This window comes from Desulfosporosinus paludis (genome assembly GCF_045689965.1).
GTDB classification, from domain to species: domain Bacteria; phylum Bacillota; class Desulfitobacteriia; order Desulfitobacteriales; family Desulfitobacteriaceae; genus Desulfosporosinus; species Desulfosporosinus paludis.
In genome coordinates, this window is sequence record NZ_CP144211.1 from 4,883,992 (window position 1) to 4,902,500 (window position 18,509).

An 18,509-nucleotide genomic window follows, 5' to 3' on the forward strand; every position below is an offset into this window, starting at 1 on the left:
TACTGAAATGATGAAGCTTAAAAATACCAAGATTCTTTGGATGGTTCTTATTGGCGCATTACCGGCAAATCTTGTGAGCTTGTTGGCATTATTACCAAAAGTATCTCCTGCAGGTGCTCCTGTAGGTATTAACCTGCAGGACATGTTTTATCGCCAGGGGCAGGTGATAACAATACTGGGGCCAGCTTTGTTTGCTCTGATGACTGCCTATATCATAGCACGTGAGTATCAGGAGCGTACAATTACAATTAATCAACTGTTTTCCTATCCGGTCTCGCGTGTGGGATTCCTCGCGGGTAAACTGTCGGCCGTATTTTTGCTCATTGCTATAACTACAGCACTCTCGTGTGTGACTGTGTTGGTAATTGGTTCCATGCTGTTTTTAAAGCATCAAATTAACGTTGATGTAATCTGGTTGGGAATGCGAATGAATTTGATGATTGTTGTACTCTCGTTTGGCACGATTCCTGTGGCAGCAGCTTTAAGTATGGTCGGAAAAAGTGTTATTCCTATGACAGTTTTAGGGGTGTTTGTCACAGTCATCACAGTTATCGGTGAAGCTGGACATGGCCTAAGTGGTATCCTTTTTCCCTGGTTGGTTCCTTATTGGCCTGTCCGGCAACTAGCCCAAGGCATAGCCCAAAATTCCAGCCCGAACCCTTATGCGCCCCCTGCGCTGGTTATCCTAGCACTTACCTTTTTTGTCTCGCTAATCTTTTGCATCGTATACTACGTCAGAGCGGATGTCCACAGTGGATCTTGAATGAACGGCGAATGGAGAGATGATATTGACTCGCGTGTTAAAAGGAAATCATGTGAAAACAAGTACATTTGTTTTGAAAAAGTACTATAAACCAGAAAGTTCTATTATGGATTGGCTTTGTCGTGATTCAGATAGTCAGTTTTCTGCTTTTCACACGGTTTCAGGCTCTATCGAAAGCCTATGCGTACTTGGCAAACGGGTTAATCCCAAATCTTCTAACAAGTGAAGGAGCGCTTATTTTTATAGTACTTGGCATTTTTATGTATGTTTTTAGAAATAATCGCCTAAAATTTTCAGTTATGTATATCATCTTTTCCGTCTTAATGTTTGCAAGCGCAGGTTTAGGCGGATTCACAGCTCAAAATCTGTTCTATGGGAATTACCAATGGATGATGATAATAGCCCTTCCGTTGATGCTTTCCTATAACGGCGAAAGGGGAAAAGGTCTAAAATATTTCTTTTATGCGTTTTATCCTTTGCATATTTGGATTTTGTTCTTAATCGCAAACTTGATACAAAGGAAATAAAGTATTATTTCCGGTAGTATGCAATATCTGCCGTGAAAATGGTAAGACGCCGATTTCCGGCTGTTGGTATTACAACCGGCTGCGCTGCGGCATAAAAGTCGCCCTATCAACTAAACTTTAAAGCCTGCCCTAATGGCAGGTTTTTCTTCTCCATATTTCACCTGAGAAATGATTTTTTAAGTAATGCAATGCCTAAATTTTTTCAAGGCTTTCTACTGTTCTCTCATTTATTACATTGCCTGTATTTAAAGTAGTCTTCGCTTCAATAAGCATTACCTGAACCTCTTTTTCGGCAGCAGGCATATGCTCGATTCCTCTGGGGATTACTATGCATTCCCCTTCATGGAGCAGTACATCTTTCTCTCTAAACTTAATTGTCAATACTCCCTTAAGTACGTAAAACATTTCATCCTCATTTTCATGAGTGTGCCAGATAAAATCTCCTTTAAATTTGGCCAACTTTACATAGGACTCATTGACTACCCCGATAATTCTGGGACTCCAGTATTCATTGAAAAGGCTAAGTTTTTCTTGGACATTAATCTTCTCCATATAAAATACCTCCAATTCTATATACTGTGAAACGAAGATGAATAAATAAGTTGGTTTAAGCAGAGCAATTGTATTGTTCTATTTTTGTCTTGCTTTTATGAAATGAAAATAAGGCGAGGCCAACTAATGTGATTACTATGCCCACTCCCTGCCGCCAAGAGATAACCTCTCCTAAAATGAAATAAGCAAGAATGCAGGTTCCGATTATTTCTCCCAGCATACTCATGGAGATAACCGCTGTACTCAACCATTTCAGCAGCCAGTTAAAAACCATTTGTCCCAAAATCGTCGCAATTACGGTTAAACCGATAAAGGCTTTCCATGTCTGCAGAGGATAAGCAGTGAAAGACACCTGCCGGCTCAGCGCATAGATTGCCAGGAAAAATGCGCTGCCTGTATAGCCTAAGATTGAATAAGGAACAACCGGCAATTGTTTTCGCATGTGCTGCCCGATAAAAAAATAGGCAGTTATAATCCCGGCAGCTATAAAGGCAAGAACATCCCCGCATAAAGCCTGATAATTGATTTGCAAGTCTCCCCAACCGATAATAATACAGCCAATCATGGAAATCAAAGAGCTGGCGATTACGCTCTTACTGACTCGTTCCTTAAACAGGAAGTGTCCCCCGGCAAATGAAAACAGAGGCTGCAATGTGACGATAACGGTTGAACTTGCGACGGATGTGTAGTTCAGGGATTCAAACCATAACACATAGTGGATTGCCAAAAACAAGCCTGATAGGAACCCTAATCCCCATTGTTTCTTAGACAAAGAGAAAAGAGCTTGCCGGTTTTCTCTTTTGAAGACTAAAAGCGGCAGCAGTATCAGCACTGCAAAGAAAAGGCGATAGAAAGCAGTGATTGAGGAGGGAGCATCAGCCAGTTTTACAAAAATCGCTGAAGTAGATAGGGCAAATACTCCTAAAATTAAAGAACCATAACGGATAATTCCTAATTGCATCAGATACCTCCAAGTGTTTGTGTGCTATAAAATACATGGTACAATATAACGCACAGAAATTATTATATTATAGTTAAATAATAAATTACAGGCTTTCTCTTGGAAATACATTATGTCAGTACAAATTGGGGAAAAAGCGCGTTATTGTGGAAAGGGAGATAGTATGAGCTATCATCGCCTGGGACAAACGGTTATGAGTTACCGGAAGAAAAAAAGAATGACAATTCGTGAGTTTGCAGATTACCCCGGCATTATCTTAAGCGGCGGGTGAAGCCCCCGGAAAATTAAAGACTCTGACGGATTTGTCCGTCGGAGCTTTAATAATAAATCCTTCAAATTAAGCGGCTGCCGAGCGAATAAGAAGCAGCGCCAAAAACTTGATTTGCTACCTTAATTATATCAAAAAAGAGCTAGAATTACCTTATAACCAGTAATTCTAGCTCTTTTTAAAAGCATATAATACAGGGACTTTTTCAGTGGCCTCGTCAAAACGGCAACCTTTATCGAAATTATTTACCCTTGAGGTTTAAATGTTTGGCAGATTGTATCATCAGAAGTATGAGCTTTGTTGCTTTGGTTATTTACCTCGATACCGTCTGCGGCACAATGGTTACCGGTTCCCCAGTAATGGCAGGTATCTACTGTACATTTCAAATTTGGCATTGCCATAAAATCACCTCCAGGTGTAATATTGCCAGACGTGTACGAGTTTATGTATATTTTGCTATAGCCAAATATTTTAAAGGTCTCCTTTTAATCCAATACCCTCCGCCACATTTTGCATTCCTTTGATTGTTTCTCCGATGATATAGTCAAGCTCCATCCCCAACATTTTTGTGCCTTGTTCAATGACTTCACGGTTTACTCCTGCTGCAAAGCTTTTCTGTTTCCATTTCTTTTTAACAGATTTGACCTCCAGATCGAGAATGCTCTTGCTTGGCCGCAGGAGAGCAGTTGCAGCAATTAAACCCGTTAATTCATCGATGGTGAATAATAGTTTCTCCATTCTATGTATAGGTTCGACATTACAGCATAATCCCCAACCATGACTTTGCACGGCATGGATATAGTCTTCGGGCAAGTTGTGTTCTGTCAGTATTTCCCGGGCTTTTGTGCAGTGTTGTTCAGGGTACATTTCATAATCGACATCGTGTAACAATCCGATGATGCCCCACTTTTCCTTATCAGGTTCTCCAAGAATATCGGCAAAATGAAGCATGACAGCTTCAACAGCCATGGCGTGCATGATCAGGCTGTCAGTTTTATTATACTTAGTCAGAAGATCATAGGCTTGGTCTCTTGTTGGTATAGTTTGTTCCACGCTAAATGCCTCTTTCATTGCTTTTAAAAAAAATACTAATCGTTTATCCTTTCGATGTCAACCTCTGTGGCTGAGCACTCATTGATGTTCATAATGGATATGAGTATAATAGAACATAAGTTCGTATAATATCCAAATGAATGTACTGTGAGAATAAATGTCCAGTAATAGGAGGAGTAAATCGATGGCGAAACAATATATTTTCCATATTGATGCGAATTCAGCCTACCTATCATGGGAAGCTTCATACCGACTCCAACATGGAGACCCACTAGATTTAAGGACAGTTCCGTCGGTCGTTGGGGGTGATCCAACCACTCGTCATGGTATTGTGCTTGCAAAATCAATACCGGCTAAAAGATTTAACATTACGACTGGTGAAACGCTTTATTCGGCCTGCCAAAAGTGCCCTGATCTTATGATTGTGCGTCCGAATTATGCTCTTTATCGTCAGTGTAGTGATGCCATGGTCGAGATTCTCAGGGAATATAGTCCATCCATTCAGCGGTTTTCCGTCGATGAGTGTTTTCTGGATTTTTCAGGAATGGGGCTGCATTCCAACAATCCCGTTAAAACCGCCCACGAAATTAAGGACAAGATAAAAAATGAACTAGGCTTTACAGCGAATATCGGAATTTCCACGAATAAGCTCTTGGCTAAGATGGCTGGAGAGCTTAAGAAGCCAGATATGGTCCATACGATCTTTCCCTGAAGAAGTACCAACTAAAATGTGGCCTTTACCGATCGAGGAACTTTTCATGATCGGAAGAGCGACCTCTCAAAAGCTTAGATCTAGAGGGATTCGAACGATTGGAGAACTTGCTAATTTTGACTTGAAACTGATTAAACTGTTTCTAAAGTCATATGGGGTTCTCGTCTGGAACTACGCAAACGGCATAGATTATTCTCCTGTCCGAACAGGGGATACCATTGAAGTAAAAGGCATGGGGAATTCTACGACGATTCCCTTTGATATAGAAGACCGAACAAATGCCTATCACGTACTTCTTTCACTCGTCGAATCAGTAAGTGCTCGACTGCGTCAAGCTAATATATTGGCTCGGCTGGTATCAGTATCATTTCAAACGAATGAATTTTATGGTTGTTCACATCAAAGAAAGCTCTATAACGCCACTGATTGCACCGATGAAATTTGGGAAATAGCCTGCCAGCTTTTCGATGAATTATGGAACGGTCAACCCCTTAGACATATGGGGCTGCGCGTATCGGAGCTTTGCCAAAACGACTTCTATCAAACTTCTTTATTTGGCAAGAATTTCGATAAACGACGTAAGGTTGATAGTGCAGTTGACGTAATTAGGGCAAAATTCGGTTCTTCTGCCGTTTTCAGGTCGGCATTCCTTAATAGCAGGCTCCGTCCAATTACTGGAGGTGTCATTGAAAATGAAGATTATCCATTGATGAGCAGTCTCCTTTAGGAAGCTGTCTTTAAGTATAATGTATTTATTATTGTCCTTATTGGACTTAAAAAGGAATTTGTCTATGTGCATTGAATATCAAGGAAATGAAGGATATATAATGAGCAAGAATCTTTGCTCATTATGGTATACTAACTTGTATACGTCTCAACTAGGAATTGGTTAACAGATGGTGTGTTATTAATCCTAATCATTGCACGTCAATTGAGGGGAGACAGACTGGTATAACGTCCCTTGGAAAGAATAGAAAATTAAGTTTACAAAGTGGGGGAGTGGTGGGATGAAACGAATATTTCTTGTAATATTCATTGTAGGAATATTATTATCCGTTGGAATTTATTTGTGGCAATCACAAATGTTCAAAACAAACCAGATACCGGATATTACCCCCAATCAATTACAACAAAAAATAGATAGTGGTGAGAATTTTTATGTCTATTTTTATTCGCCAACCTGTGAACAATGTATTAAGTCCGAACCTAAGTTGATACAGGCAGTGAAGGAACTTACGATCAAAACTATTGTCAAAGTCGATGTGCAAAAATATGATTATTTGCGCAAAGAGTTTCAAATACAGGGGACCCCTTCGATTTTCGTCTATAATAATCATAAATTAGTTAAAGGTATTACCGGAGGTTTTGAAACCGTTGAGGAGTATAAGAAATTTTTTCAAGAAACAGGTGGAACAAATTGATATTAAGAGTACTGCTTGCGGGAATTTACATATTCGCGGGAGGGTCAAAGCTTTTTAACTTGTACCTTTTTAAAGCAACTATTTTGGCTTATTATCCCTTTTTGCCGGCATTAATAGCTTTATTGATTGCCATTGTATTTCCTTGGTTGGAAATATTAGCAGGTTTATCCTTAGTTTTAAATTGGAAATCGAAGTATTCCAGTATTTTTTTACTTTTGCTGTCTTTAGTTTTTCTTATTCAAATAACTCTAAACTATAGTAATGTTCTACCCTATGGCTGTGGATGTTTTGGATTTGGCGGGCCAGAGAAAATTAGCCTTTACTATGTACTTAGGGATTTTTTTATTCTGATTTTAGCCGGTATTGTTTGTTGGAAAGAATGGAAAAGCTGCTAATTGCAGAGCTTTTGGACCGAGAAGATTATTTGGATGAATCCTTCTGTTTTGGATAAACTAGCTTTGAGGTGAAGAGCATGCCCAGAAAAGATGGCAATAAGGATAAATTTGAAGACCTAAAAAAGCTGGAATTAACCATCCAAAACATTCATAAAAATGAAGAATTCTTAGAGGAAAATGCTGAAGAACTTTCGGCGCACCAAATTAAAGATGTTAAAGCTCAACTGGCCTCAAAGAAAAAACACTTGGAAGAAACTGATGGTACGATTAAATAGGAGCGAAAAGCTCCTTTTTTGCTATTCGTAACTTCATTGCATAATGTTTATTGTGTTCAGGGGGTGTTAAAATTATAGTTATTTAAGAGTAAAATTAACAAGAAGGATATCTTACGATATCCTTCTTGTTTAGATGCCATGTTAGCTGGCTAAACGTTAGATTCTTGCTCCGCCTTTGAGATGCTCTTCAGCGAATTGAATCATGCGTTTGGTCATTTGACCGCCGACAGAACCGTTTTCACGACTAGTGCGGTCACCGCCGAGTTGGAGTCCCATTTCATTCGCAACTTCATACTTGAATTGATCCAATTGTTGTGAAGCACCTTGAGCTGCTGGTGTGTTTGTATTTCTTTCTCCTGCCATGATAGGAACCCTCCTTTAAAATGTGTTTGTGTACTGGAACATTCTTATTATGTCTTAGAGCGCTGTTATTACTCAGGTAATTATTGCTACAATATAAATTGCTTACCTTTTTTGTAAGTTTGTTAAACTCAAGAACCATTATGAATACCTACAGGTTGTGATGTTGATTTTGCTTTAGGTAAGGTTTACAATTATAGCCAGTAAACATACATAGGTTTAGGAGGCTTTCCAATGAGTTTAAAGATGAAAGAACCAGTCAACACGTGGACACATTTTGTCCCTTTTATGGCAGCTATTGTTGGTCTTATATTCTTGATCATTAATTGCAAAGACAATATCTCTAAACTCATTACTATGACGATTTATGGTATTAGTGTGATTATGCTTTATGGGGCGAGTTCTGTTTATCATTGGGTTCGAACGACTCCCAAAAAGGAGCTTCTCTTAAAGAAAATTGATCATATTGCTATCTATTTTCTTATTGCAGGCTCCTATACCCCGGTCTTTTATTTTGGCCTTGCAGGGGCTTGGCGTTGGGCAATGCTTATATCCGTTTGGGTTTTGGCGTTAATTGGAATGGCCTTAAAATTATGGCTCATCCATGCTCCTCGGTATGTATCAACGGCTTTTTATGTTTCCCTAGGATGGATTGCCTTAGTACCTTTTTTGCAGCTCATTCATCACCTCCCCAAAGGTGCAATCATCCTTATGGCCGTAGGCGGCGTAGCTTATACTATAGGTGCGGTTATTTATGCGACTAAAATCTTTGATTTTTTTCCTAAACGGTTTGGATTTCATGAGATATTTCATCTCTTTATTGCGGTGGGGAGTCTGGTCCATTTTATTATGATGCTGATCTATATTGTGCCCATGACTGCATAGTGAAGGAGTGGCAAATTTGCCACTCCTTTTTAGTACTAATCTGAAAGTATAACTTTGTTGTATACTGCAAGAAGGTTAATTCGTGCGAAGACAGTGTCTTCGTCTGAAGCATATGGGCAACTAAGGCAGCCGCCTTCGCCAAGGCTAACAAGTGCGAAGACAGTGTCTTCGGGCGCCAGCCAAGTTTTCTTTATTTTCGTTAAGCATTTTCTTCATTGCAATATGCTGCAGCTTCTTCAGCACTATAGTCTTCATAGACAAGTTTCATTAAACCAGGATAGTAAGTGTCAAAACCGAGAACACCGTTCCAGACTATGTTTAAAATCTGATCTTTGGAGGGCTCTGCATCGGCAAGATCCAGAAACGTGCGAAAACGGATTTCACCGTTATCCATATCCATTTCAAAATTACCGTTAGCAAGTTCATAATTCACGCGGCTCATGAAATCACATACGACAAGGCGTTTGGCATGAGGAATTTTCTGATTAATATGTGTATTGCAAAGTAAGGATTCTTGCTCTTCATCAACTAAAAGAAAAGCATGAAAATTAGCGTTAACCCCTCGAATCTCAAGTTTGATGATTTCATTCTTCGTGTCAAAGTCAAAATCCCAGCCGTTTTGACTTAGAATTTCATAGAGCACCTGAAACAAAGACATGGTTAGCACCCTCCTTTTTCCGCGGTTGTTAACTAATGAATTCCACGTGAAGATGCTCAATTCCTGCCCTAAAAAAAGCTCCGATTAAAAAATACTCATTTGGAAAACGAGTATAATAGTGGAATTAAATCATATCAAAAGAATAAGGAAATTGCCTTTCTCATGAGGAGGGGTTGAGGTGCGTTCACTTAAACATCAAATTGTCTTGCTTATGCTTGGTTCTCTGATTCTTTTAGCGACGAGTTTCATTTTTGTTTTCGGGTGGTACATGAAGGAACGAGCTGTGGAGGCTGCTATCGTGAAAGCGAAGACGGATCTAGCAACTTGCATGGAAATTATTAACGTTAGTATTCCTGGGCAGTGGCAGATAAAAGCAGGAACTTTGTATAAGGGAGACGTTTTAATTTCATATCAAACAAACCTAGTGGATCATTTATCAGAACTGACGGGTGATACGGTCACCCTATTTCTTGGAGATACTCGTACAGCCACGACGGTGCGTGGAGTTAACGGAGAACGAGCGATTGGAACTAAAGTTTCCGACGCTGTAGCTCAGACTGTTTTGAAAAACGGCCAAATCTATCTTGGAGAAGCCAATGTTGTGGGTCAGCTGTTTCAAACTGCTTATGAGCCAATTCGAGATAATCAGGGAGATATAATAGGGATTTTTTATGTTGGAATATCTAAAAGCTACACCCAGTCCTTCGTAGTAAATTCGTTGATCCGACTCAGTGTTTTGGGTTTAGGGCTGACGTTGATGGTGATTTTGTTAACATGGTTTTTTATCCAAAAAATGATTATCCGGCCCCTTCATGAGATTACTTTGGGTACACGAGATGTAGCAACAGGACATGCGACTGAAAAGGTTAATGTTACTGGATCCAAAGAGATCGGGGATTTAGCTGCCGCTTTTAACCAGATGGTCGAGCGGCTAAGCAATATTGCAGACGAAATGAGTAAAGTGACTGTTGATAGGGACAGAGGGGCAGCAATGCTCCAAGCTGAGGAGGTAAGACCGTCTGACGATAGTCTTGAAATTAAAGAATCAAATTCCGGGACACATCTAAGCTTAATTAACGTTTATGAACAGAAATATAGGGTGCAAGAGGATTTACCGAAAGGTTTAAATGTCGTTACCCTGAAACAAATTCTAGCGTTTTTATTGGAAACGCCTGAGCATGTCTCGGCTGAAAAGGTTGCCGAGGGTGTTAAACTTACGAGGGTTACAGTTCGCCGTTATTTGGATTATTTAGAAATGTGCGGAGTTTTGGCCACCGAGTTAAAATATGGGACAGTTGGAAGACCGGTCAAATTGTTTTATCCTATTCGTAATTAAGTGCTTGCTGCCTCCTGAAAAGGAGGCATTTTCTATTTACATTAACTTTTCTTTATTTACTTAATGAACATAATGAAGACATGGACTTAAAAGGAGGATAGAATAATATCAATATTCGGAGAATTACCAATTGCGAAAACTTTCACTCATCCTTTTCTAGCATTAAGCACGCCTTAAACCTTTGTTATAAATATTCCCGGTATACCTTTGAAACTGCTGAAAAAATTACAGGAATTCCGGCGTCTAAAATTAAAGAAATTGCGGATCTGTTCTGTAAAAGTAGGCCGGGAACCATTCTTTATGCACTAGGGATGACTCAACATACCACCGGTACTCAGGGAATTCGCGCAGGGACTCCGGAGTACAAAGTGTGTTTGGTCAATGTAAGGAGGGCTTAGGAATGACGAAAAAAATGGTGTTCGTGGATACCTCGAAATGTACGGGGTGTAAAGCGTGCTCCGTGGCCTGCAAGGAATGGAATGGACTCTCCGCAGAGAAAACCCAGCTGGTAACAAGCTACCAGGCGCAGAAGGACTTTACGCCCAAGACCTGGACGTACATGACGTTTATAGAAACTTACGAGAATCAGACCATGAATTTTCTAATGCGCAAGGCCCAATGTTTTCACTGTGCAGACCCTGCCTGTTTGAAAGCCTGTTCTTCTAAAGCGATTACCCAGACGGAATCAGGGTTTGTCGTAATCGATCGCAAGAAATGTATTGGGTGTGGGTATTGCGCCGAAAACTGTCCCTTTGGAGTTCCGAAGGTCGATCAAGCTCTGCAGAAGTCCTTTAAATGCACAGGGTGTATTGATCGGGTCGAAAACAATCTGAAGCCAGCCTGCGTACAGACGTGTCAGCCGGGTGCTTTAGAGTTTGGAGAATACGATATGTTACTAGGGCAAGCGAAAAAACGCCTTACCGAGATTCGAAAAACTCACCCCAAGTCGCAACTTTATGGAGAAAAAGAAATGGGTGGCACGACCTATCTCTATCTTTTATTGGATCGCCCGGAAGTTTATGGTCTTCCTGCCAATCCAACGGTTCCGCTTTCCCTGACACTCTGGAAAGATGTCATTCGTCCCGTGGGCGGGATTGCGGTTGGAGGAGCTGCGGCTGCGGTTGTGATTGGAGCTTTTGCCAATTTCTTAAAAGGTGCTTATCGCTCCGGCGACGATCAAGCTAAGATGACTGCTTCGAGTCAAAGGGATCATAAAAAGAGGGAGAAAGACTGATGGGCATTAATACTCAAACTAAAAGACAGATACGCCAACCGATTAACTTAAATAGAGTTTTGCGATTTACTAAGGGTGAACGTATTAGTCACTGGGTTCATGCCATTGCTTTTTTTCTGTTGCTTTTTACGGGTTTGGGAATTCTCAACCCCTCGTTTCAACCCCTCATGACAGTATTTGGAGGGATACAAATAGCCAGGTTAATCCATCGTGGGTGTGCAATCGTCTTTGTAGTTATAGTGGGGCTGATGTTTATTGTCGGAAATCCTAGTCACCATTGGGAATGGTTAAAATCCGTCTTCAAATTCACGAAAGCAGATTGGCAACACATTAGTGCATTTCCCAAGGAGTTCTTCGGCGGACATGGCGATTATCCTCCGCAGGATAAATATAACGGAGGAGAAAAAATTAACTCATTGATTACGATTTTTGGGTCCTTCTTTATTACTTTAAGTGGAACCGTGATGTGGTTAGCACCGTGGCTTCCGCCAGGTTTAGTCCGCTGGGCATATCCCATTCATGATTTATCAATGTTTATGATGGTTGCGGCGGCACTCGGGCATATATATTTAGGAGTTTTACACCCTGATTCGAGGGCTGCTTTGCCTGGAATGCTGAATGGGTATGTATCGACAAAATTTGCACGTACTCACCACGCTAAATGGTATGAGCGTGTTCAAAATGAACAAAAAATCTCTTAAATGGATAGACAACATATTTACAACGTACAACAAAGTTAGTGGGGAGAGAACCCTTTATGAATGAATTGAAGAAAATGGTGGTTGACGTTGCAGAGGATAATGCTTTAGGAGAAGCTTATCAAACCTATACGTTACTCAAGGAAGAGATTAGAGCATGGCGGGAGGAGCGAGGATCATTTTGGCTGGAAAAGCTAAATCCTGCCGATATTCCCCCCTACTTTCCATTGGGGAATCTACCGGAAACTGCAATTTTCGAACTTTGGTTAAAGTTAAATCGGGTTATGGGAGAAGATACATCGGAATTCATCTTAAGGGAAACCTGGTTGAACCTCAAAGTGGGACGATCTATCGTTGATGTTGAGCTGTTAAGTACACTTCGATTGGCTCTAAGTGGTATAGCTCAGCTCGCCCGATCATCAATCATTCTTGAGAATAGGAATGATTTTGTAGGTCGACAGTTAGAGCCTAATGGGATCAACGGTTATGAAGGAACAAGTTGTCCGGTTTGTGGCGAAAAGGCCACACTTTCTGTGCTGACTCCGCCTCAGGGAAAGCGCTTTCTGCACTGCAGCTTATGTGGGCAAGAATGGCCAATGATGCGCGTTGGGTGTATTAGGTGCGGATGGAAAGAAGCGTCTGAACAAAATTATTTGTACACTAAGGATTATCCGGGGATTGACTTAGTGACCTGTGAAGCTTGTGGGCAGTATTTTAAGGAATTTGATTTGCGTCAGCTTACGGTGGAAGATTTAGTTTGGGAAGACATGAAAACATTACCTTTAAATTACGCCGCTGAACAATGGCTCTCTGAGCATGCCCACTTGGAAAAAATTCAGTAATGGGAATTTTATAGCCTAAACTGAAAACGAAGCATCAGAATTAGTTCTGTGTGCTTCGTTTTTGTTTTGTTTTAAATGTAATACTCGTTAGCTACAGAATAATTTTAGAGTGATCATTAAGGATATCATATCAACCTAAGAAGAGACTTAAGACGAATTATTTGAGGATTTAGCTCAGGGCATGTTATAATAATATTTTGAAATGAAATTTTAATAGTTTATTAGCGTTCTAAAGAACTGGTTGTATCTTGTAACGTCTAAGATTTATAGTGAACTGGAAAAATGCCTAAAGAAAATAGAGAATGGGTATTTGATGAGTAACACAGGGTATTATTATTTGACAGATTAAGGAGCTAAAGACATTGAACCAAGCGGATTTAATTTCGGAAATTAGTTCTCGTAAAACCTTCGCCATTATATCTCACCCTGATGCTGGTAAGACCACACTAACAGAAAAGCTCCTTCTATTTGGAGGTGCAATTCATGAGGCTGGCTCGGTAAAAGCACGAAAGGCGGAGCGTTATGCGACGTCAGACTGGATGGAACTTGAGCGGCAAAGAGGGATCTCCATCACTTCAAGTGCTCTCCAATTTAAGTATCAGGGTTATGTTATTAATATTTTGGATACGCCTGGACACCAAGACTTTAGTGAAGACACCTACCGTACCTTGACTGCAGCGGACAGCGCTGTCATGTTAATTGACGCTGCCAAAGGGATTGAGGCTCAGACCAAGAAATTATTTCATGTTTGTCGGCAAAGAGGGATTCCAATTTTTACGTTTATCAATAAATTTGATCGCGATGCCAAGGATCCTCTTGATCTAATGGACGAAGTCGAAAAAGTTTTAGGAATTGAATCCTACGCCATGAATTGGCCGATTGGGATGGGTCAAGATTTTAAAGGAATTTATGATCGAAAAACCGGTATGGTTGAGCGTTTTACGCCTGGGAGCAGTAAGACGAGCGCCAAACCCCCTGTTTCCGGAAATCTCAGTGATCCGAACGTTCAAGAAGGGATTGGAGACGCGCTTCTTAAGCAACTCCACGAAGAAATTGATCTTCTCGATATGGCGGGCAACGTTTTTTCCCAGGAGCGAGTGGATCATGGAGAAGTTACTCCTGTTTTTTTTGGAAGTGCGCTTAATAATTTTGGCGTTCCGAATTTTCTGCGCAGTTTTCTAGAATTCGCCCCAGCGCCACAGCCGCGCAGCACGAATATGGGGGTACTGGCTCCGGAGACCGAAAGCTTTTCTGGTTATATCTTTAAGATTCAAGCGAATATGAATGCTCAACATCGCGATCGTATCGCCTTTATCCGAATTTGTTCCGGACGTTATGAACGAGGGATGAATGTTATTCATACTCGTTCCCATCGTCGCCTCAGGCTTGCCCAACCTCAGCAATTGTTTGCACAGGAACGAACGATTCTCGAGGAGGCTTTTGCCGGAGATATTATTGGCGTTCACGATAGCGGGCTTTTAAGGATAGGGGATGTATTGACGGAAAAAGATGGGCTACAATTTGAAGCGATGCCATTTTTCAGTCCTGAAAATTTTGCGCGCATTAACATTGCCAATGCTTTAAAACGCAAGCAATTTATTAAAGGAATCCAAGAATTGCAAGAAGAGGGGGCCATCCATGTCTTTCGAGATCTCCATGTCGGTGTTGAAGCTCCAATTGTTGGCGTGGTCGGGCAGCTGCAATTCGAAGTCCTGGAATATCGGCTGCGGGAAGAGTATGGAGTCAAGGTAGATATTCAGCACCTTCCCTATGAAATTGTGCGCTGGGTCGATAAGAATGAAAAAACAATCAAACTTCTAACCGAGTCAAGTATGAGTACCGTCGTTTTAGATAAAGATGAGAACTATGCTGTTTTACTCTTGGACGACTGGAAGGCAAAATGGTTGAGTGATCGTTATGAGATAGAATTCTACCAGCAGCCAAAAGAGTTTACTGTGGATCAAATATAATTTCGCCTTGAAACTACCATGAAGGTAAAGCTCCACATTTACCTTACTATTTACAAAACTAAGCATCCTCTTTTTCACTGTGATAGTGAAAGGAGGATGCTTTTTTGGTTACCTTCAACTAAAGTAAAAAAATACGCCGACGTTAGCCAGCGTAAATTAAGGAGGGGATAAAGTGGAGTTTGAAAACATTTAAAAAGAATAGAAATACAAATTATTAAAAGGCGATACATTGGCCACAATTCCCGCGATCAGGACATTGTGAACATGTCGGAGGATACAAAGTGGATTTATTAGCGGGTGTAGTAACATTGAGATTAATCGGCTGCATTAATTGGCCTCCTCTTATACAGTTAACGAATCTAACTATTATTATACTACAGATTAACAAAAAGACAATATCTGTTTTGGAATTTATTTGTAAAATATTTCAGTTATACAACAGAGTTCTTAAAGGGACTTTTTCATCGACTTATATCTTAATTTCCTTCGTAAAAGGTCTAAGTGGCAGTTTAAATAGAATGTGATGTGGATTAATCAAGTTGAAATTACGAATAAGTATTCAAGACGTGATCAAGGAGAATATGCCCTCCGATTGAATCCCCATATTCACCATCGATTAAAATACGAACGCCACTAATTCCTGGTAATTGCACCATCGACCAAACGATGGATTTAATCGTGATATCTTCCTCCAAGGCTCCACCGATGAAGTCCTCGCGAATGTCCTTGCTGAAATTAAGTGTAATAACATCATTCTGAAGAGTGATGGAGAGTATCTTGGTATTTGGAGAAAGGGTACGCGTGTGATCTGGAGAGATCGAGCCCTTGATTAGATCGGTTAAGACTAGATTTGCTTTCTGGGTAAGGTTCAGTTGACTCCATTTTGTAGGATTGATGATTCTGTCCTCGGGAATTAAACCGTCCAAGTTAGAATTTGAGAAGTAAACCTTATACCCATTTCCTCTGACTGGTGAGGGTCCCTCTTGACTTGTTGCGGTTTGACTCTCTTCACGAATTTCTTTTGGAACGTCGAAATAATTTGCGATACCTTCGGCAATTGCCTTAGCGATGGAGTCGCGGTAGTCATTTGACAACAAGAGCTTTCGTTCGCGTGGATTGGAAATAAATCCGACCTCTACGATAACGGCAGGCATTTTTGACTGATTGATAAGGTAATAATCTCCTGCTTTTGCTTGGCGTTTATTTTCAGGCTGAAGTTGGGTGAGGCTTTTTTGAATTTGTTCCGCTAAGATTTTTCCGGTGGGTGATTTCTGATGATAATAGGTTTCCATTCCATAGGTACTTCGTTGCGGGAAGCTGTTGGTATGAACACTGATAAACAAGTCTGCGTTATTTGAGGATGCTAAATCAATTCTATGATTTAATTCTGTTCGTTTGGCTAATCGTCCTTTTACAAAACCAGGAAGGTAAAAATCTTTATCAACCTCACGGGTAAGAATCACTGTACAGCCTTTGGATTCTAAGACTTTGCGCAATCGAAGTGAAATATCCAAATTGATGTCCTTTTCATTTAACCCCGAACTTTGTGCACCAGGATCAGCTCCACCATGGCCTGGGTCGATAACAATAACTTTATTCTTTAGATTTGAAGAGAAAGCAGTTTTTAATTTTAACGACCCGGTCCCAAACGCCAATAAAACGACTAAGATTATCAGGCCTGTAAACCAAGGTTTACGGATGAATAATATGATAGGACGTTGAAACATTCGGCTGCACGCTCCTCTAGTTAGAGTCATAATCTATGTATATTGTGAGATGTTATCTCGTAAACATAGTTCATAAAAAAGATTATGTTTCTCAGTCAATTCTATTTGGAAGGATGTAAGAGATGATTTGGCTCTTTGCGGTGATAATCGTAGTTTTATTAAATATCCCTTTTGGTTATTGGCGAGAAAACGTGAAAAAGTTTTCTCTGTCATGGTTTTTATCAGTTCACGTTCCTGTGCCTATGATCATTTTTCTCCGTATTCGTTTAGGGCTTGGTTGGGAACTCACAACATATCCTTTTTTAATCGGCTCGTATTTTATTGGGCAGCTATTAGGCGCTAGGACATACCTATATTTCAGAAAGACTATGCGGGTAAGCAGCTGTTTGTTTTATGATATTATTCGGTCTCGGTGGGTCATTATCATATCTCGATAAAGTGTTTTAATATAAGTTCTGCATATAAAAATTGTTAGGACCCCAAAAATAAGATTGATACATCTTTAATATGCATAAAAGATAAAATTCGAGAAATAATAGTTGACAGTACATCATCAATAATGGTACTATAACTGAGCGCCACTTAAGGCGATGATGCCTCTCAAAAACAAGTCAATTAAACAGTAAAAATAATGATTGACAATGTTAAATGAGAGTGTTAAACTGAAGCTTGTGACTCAAAAGGTCAAAAGCAAAAAGTCAAAACCGTGGTCTTTGAAAACTAAACAACAAGGACAGCCAATGAGAGGAACTCGCAAGAGTTCCACAAAGAATCAAGAGCAAGACATCAACTTCAAACAAAGAAGTAGAGATAACTTTTTTGGAGAGTTTGATCCTGGCTCAGGACGAACGCTGGCGGCGTGCCTAACACATGCAAGTCGAACGGAGAATTCAATAAGTTTACTTAGAGAATTTTTAGTGGCGGACGGGTGAGTAACGCGTGGGTAACCTACCCAACAAACCGGGACAACCCTTGGAAACGAGGGCTAATACCGGATACGCTTAAGCTTTGGCATCAAAGCGTAAGGAAAGATGGCCTCTGAAGATGCTATCGATGATGGATGGACCCGCGTCTGATTAGCTGGTTGGTGGGGTAAAGGCCTACCAAGGCGACGATCAGTAGCCGGCCTGAGAGGGTGAACGGCCACACTGGGACTGAGACACGGCCCAGACTCCTACGGGAGGCAGCAGTGGGGAATCTTCCGCAATGGACGAAAGTCTGACGGAGCAACGCCGCGTGTATGATGAAGGTCTTCGGATTGTAAAGTACTGTCTTTAGGGAAGAACGGTCTTCTTGAAAATATTGAGGGGACATGACGGTACCTAAGGAGGAAGCCCCGGCTAACTACGTGCCAGCAGCCGCGGTAATACGTAGGGGGCGAGCGTTGTCCGGAATTATTGGGCGTAAAGGGCGCGTAGGCGGGTATTTAAGTCCGGTGTGAAAGATCAGGGCTCAACCCTGAGAGTGCATCGGAAACTGGGTATCTTGAGGACAGGAGAGGAAAGTGGAATTCCACGTGTAGCGGTGAAATGCGTAGATATGTGGAGGAACACCAGTGGCGAAGGCGACTTTCTGGACTGTAACTGACGCTGAGGCGCGAAAGCGTGGGGAGCAAACAGGATTAGATACCCTGGTAGTCCACGCCGTAAACGATGAGTGCTAGGTGTAGAGGGTATCGACCCCTTCTGTGCCGGAGTTAACACAATAAGCACTCCGCCTGGGGAGTACGGCCGCAAGGTTGAAACTCAAAGGAATTGACGGGGGCCCGCACAAGCGGTGGAGCATGTGGTTTAATTCGACGCAACGCGAAGAACCTTACCAGGGCTTGACATCCTCTGAATCTCTTGGAAACAAGGGAGTGCCCTTCGGGGA

General features: G+C 41.0%; 18 protein-coding genes, 1 rRNA gene and 2 pseudogenes (1 of these 21 running past the window's edge). 14 read left to right on the plus strand and 7 right to left on the minus strand.

Annotated features, from left to right (window positions below):
- Positions 1-7: 7 nt before the first annotated feature.
- A pseudogene (locus VZF35_RS24280) lies at positions 8-763 on the plus strand (ABC transporter permease); the annotation flags it as partial.
- Between the two features lie 122 nt (positions 764-885).
- Positions 886-1,290, plus strand: a complete 405-nt coding sequence (locus VZF35_RS24285) for a TraX family protein (RefSeq protein ID WP_407308969.1) — start codon at positions 886-888, stop codon at positions 1,288-1,290.
- Between the two features lie 192 nt (positions 1,291-1,482).
- Here VZF35_RS24285 and VZF35_RS24290 read toward each other — a convergent pair whose 3' ends face one another.
- Together VZF35_RS24290 and VZF35_RS24295 are read right to left on the minus strand one after the other, a co-directional pair.
- Positions 1,483-1,842, minus strand: a complete 360-nt coding sequence (locus tag VZF35_RS24290) for a cupin domain-containing protein (protein ID WP_407308970.1) — start codon at positions 1,840-1,842, stop codon at positions 1,483-1,485.
- Positions 1,843-1,897: 55 nt separating this feature from the next.
- Positions 1,898-2,803 carry a DMT family transporter gene (locus VZF35_RS24295; protein WP_407308971.1) on the minus strand — a complete coding sequence of 302 codons (906 nt, stop codon included), beginning with the start codon at positions 2,801-2,803 and terminating at the stop codon, positions 1,898-1,900.
- Positions 2,804-2,915: 112 nt separating this feature from the next.
- On the opposite strand from VZF35_RS24295, the gene VZF35_RS24300 reads away from it, so the two are divergent.
- Positions 2,916-3,074 carry a hypothetical protein gene (locus VZF35_RS24300; RefSeq protein WP_407308972.1) on the plus strand — a complete coding sequence of 53 codons (159 nt, stop codon included), beginning with the start codon at positions 2,916-2,918 and terminating at the stop codon, positions 3,072-3,074.
- Positions 3,075-3,316: 242 nt separating this feature from the next.
- On the opposite strand, the gene VZF35_RS24305 is transcribed toward VZF35_RS24300, so the two are convergent.
- Together VZF35_RS24305 and VZF35_RS24310 are read right to left on the minus strand one after the other, a co-directional pair.
- The gene (locus tag VZF35_RS24305; protein ID WP_407308973.1) at positions 3,317-3,472 is read right to left on the minus strand and encodes a DUF1540 domain-containing protein; all 156 of its coding nucleotides are present in this window, start codon (positions 3,470-3,472) and stop codon (positions 3,317-3,319) included.
- 70 nt (positions 3,473-3,542) lie between these two features.
- Positions 3,543-4,142 carry an HDIG domain-containing metalloprotein gene (locus VZF35_RS24310; protein WP_407308974.1) on the minus strand — a complete coding sequence of 200 codons (600 nt, stop codon included), beginning with the start codon at positions 4,140-4,142 and terminating at the stop codon, positions 3,543-3,545.
- 166 nt (positions 4,143-4,308) lie between these two features.
- Here VZF35_RS24310 and VZF35_RS24315 point away from each other — a divergent pair.
- The 4 genes and pseudogenes from VZF35_RS24315 (at position 4,309) to VZF35_RS24330 (ending at position 6,927) form a co-directional block, all read left to right on the plus strand.
- Positions 4,309-5,563 (plus strand): annotated as a pseudogene (locus VZF35_RS24315) (DNA polymerase IV).
- 280 nt (positions 5,564-5,843) lie between these two features.
- The gene (locus VZF35_RS24320; protein WP_407308975.1) at positions 5,844-6,257 is read left to right on the plus strand and encodes a thioredoxin family protein; all 414 of its coding nucleotides are present in this window, start codon (positions 5,844-5,846) and stop codon (positions 6,255-6,257) included.
- Complete coding sequence (locus tag VZF35_RS24325) at positions 6,254-6,652, plus strand: MauE/DoxX family redox-associated membrane protein (protein WP_407308976.1); 399 nt, start codon at positions 6,254-6,256, stop codon at positions 6,650-6,652. Before VZF35_RS24320 ends, VZF35_RS24325 begins: the two co-directional genes overlap by 4 nt.
- Positions 6,653-6,729: 77 nt before the next feature.
- Complete coding sequence (locus VZF35_RS24330) at positions 6,730-6,927, plus strand: hypothetical protein (protein ID WP_407308977.1); 198 nt, start codon at positions 6,730-6,732, stop codon at positions 6,925-6,927.
- 156 nt (positions 6,928-7,083) lie between these two features.
- Here the strand turns inward: VZF35_RS24330 and VZF35_RS24335 are convergent, their stop codons facing one another.
- Positions 7,084-7,290 carry an alpha/beta-type small acid-soluble spore protein gene (locus VZF35_RS24335; protein ID WP_308894584.1) on the minus strand — a complete coding sequence of 69 codons (207 nt, stop codon included), beginning with the start codon at positions 7,288-7,290 and terminating at the stop codon, positions 7,084-7,086.
- A gap of 231 nt (positions 7,291-7,521) precedes the next feature.
- Here VZF35_RS24335 and trhA point away from each other — a divergent pair, with 231 nt between their 5' ends.
- Positions 7,522-8,172: a PAQR family membrane homeostasis protein TrhA gene (gene trhA, locus VZF35_RS24340; protein ID WP_407308978.1), complete on the plus strand. Its 651-nt coding sequence runs from the start codon at positions 7,522-7,524 to the stop codon at positions 8,170-8,172.
- Positions 8,173-8,371: 199 nt separating this feature from the next.
- Here the strand turns inward: trhA and VZF35_RS24345 are convergent, their stop codons facing one another.
- Positions 8,372-8,830 (minus strand): YbjN domain-containing protein, encoded by a 459-nt coding sequence (locus VZF35_RS24345; protein ID WP_407308979.1) that lies wholly within the window; start codon positions 8,828-8,830, stop codon positions 8,372-8,374.
- Between the two features lie 178 nt (positions 8,831-9,008).
- On the opposite strand from VZF35_RS24345, the gene VZF35_RS24350 reads away from it, so the two are divergent.
- The 5 genes from VZF35_RS24350 (at position 9,009) to VZF35_RS24370 (ending at position 14,910) form a co-directional block, all read left to right on the plus strand.
- Entirely contained in the window at positions 9,009-10,166 is a 1,158-nt protein-coding gene (locus tag VZF35_RS24350) for a cache domain-containing protein (protein ID WP_407308980.1), read from the plus strand.
- A gap of 400 nt (positions 10,167-10,566) precedes the next feature.
- Positions 10,567-11,400, plus strand: a complete 834-nt coding sequence (locus VZF35_RS24355; protein WP_407308981.1) for a 4Fe-4S dicluster domain-containing protein — start codon at positions 10,567-10,569, stop codon at positions 11,398-11,400.
- Positions 11,400-12,101, plus strand: a complete 702-nt coding sequence (locus VZF35_RS24360; protein WP_407308982.1) for a formate dehydrogenase subunit gamma — start codon at positions 11,400-11,402, stop codon at positions 12,099-12,101. The genes VZF35_RS24355 and VZF35_RS24360 overlap by 1 nt, the downstream gene beginning before the upstream one ends.
- Before the next feature lie 56 nt (positions 12,102-12,157).
- A complete protein-coding gene (fdhE, locus tag VZF35_RS24365; RefSeq protein ID WP_407308983.1) occupies positions 12,158-12,940 on the plus strand; it encodes a formate dehydrogenase accessory protein FdhE in 783 nt (260 codons plus the stop codon).
- A 362-nt stretch (positions 12,941-13,302) separates the two neighbouring features.
- A complete protein-coding gene (locus tag VZF35_RS24370; RefSeq protein WP_407308984.1) occupies positions 13,303-14,910 on the plus strand; it encodes a peptide chain release factor 3 in 1,608 nt (535 codons plus the stop codon).
- Between the two features lie 545 nt (positions 14,911-15,455).
- Here the strand turns inward: VZF35_RS24370 and VZF35_RS24375 are convergent.
- Positions 15,456-16,637: an N-acetylmuramoyl-L-alanine amidase gene (locus VZF35_RS24375; protein WP_407308985.1), complete on the minus strand. Its 1,182-nt coding sequence runs from the start codon at positions 16,635-16,637 to the stop codon at positions 15,456-15,458.
- A gap of 816 nt (positions 16,638-17,453) precedes the next feature.
- On the opposite strand from VZF35_RS24375, the gene VZF35_RS24380 reads away from it, so the two are divergent.
- A 16S ribosomal RNA gene (locus VZF35_RS24380) occupies positions 17,454-18,509 on the plus strand (it continues 510 nt past the right edge of the window).

Coding starts and splice junctions, on each gene's coding strand:
- VZF35_RS24290 (WP_407308970.1), bottom strand. CDS start 1,842: ATGGAGAAGATTAATGTCCAAGAAAAACTTAGCCTTTTCAATGAATAC.
- VZF35_RS24295 (WP_407308971.1), bottom strand. CDS start 2,803: ATGCAATTAGGAATTATCCGTTATGGTTCTTTAATTTTAGGAGTATTT.
- VZF35_RS24300 (WP_407308972.1), top strand. CDS start 2,916: ATGTCAGTACAAATTGGGGAAAAAGCGCGTTATTGTGGAAAGGGAGAT.
- VZF35_RS24305 (WP_407308973.1), bottom strand. CDS start 3,472: ATGGCAATGCCAAATTTGAAATGTACAGTAGATACCTGCCATTACTGG.
- VZF35_RS24310 (WP_407308974.1), bottom strand. CDS start 4,142: ATGAAAGAGGCATTTAGCGTGGAACAAACTATACCAACAAGAGACCAA.
- VZF35_RS24320 (WP_407308975.1), top strand. CDS start 5,844: ATGAAACGAATATTTCTTGTAATATTCATTGTAGGAATATTATTATCC.
- VZF35_RS24330 (WP_407308977.1), top strand. CDS start 6,730: ATGCCCAGAAAAGATGGCAATAAGGATAAATTTGAAGACCTAAAAAAG.
- VZF35_RS24335 (WP_308894584.1), bottom strand. CDS start 7,290: ATGGCAGGAGAAAGAAATACAAACACACCAGCAGCTCAAGGTGCTTCA.
- trhA (WP_407308978.1), top strand. CDS start 7,522: ATGAGTTTAAAGATGAAAGAACCAGTCAACACGTGGACACATTTTGTC.
- VZF35_RS24345 (WP_407308979.1), bottom strand. CDS start 8,830: ATGTCTTTGTTTCAGGTGCTCTATGAAATTCTAAGTCAAAACGGCTGG.
- VZF35_RS24355 (WP_407308981.1), top strand. CDS start 10,567: ATGACGAAAAAAATGGTGTTCGTGGATACCTCGAAATGTACGGGGTGT.
- VZF35_RS24360 (WP_407308982.1), top strand. CDS start 11,400: ATGGGCATTAATACTCAAACTAAAAGACAGATACGCCAACCGATTAAC.
- fdhE (WP_407308983.1), top strand. CDS start 12,158: ATGAATGAATTGAAGAAAATGGTGGTTGACGTTGCAGAGGATAATGCT.
- VZF35_RS24375 (WP_407308985.1), bottom strand. CDS start 16,637: ATGTTTCAACGTCCTATCATATTATTCATCCGTAAACCTTGGTTTACA.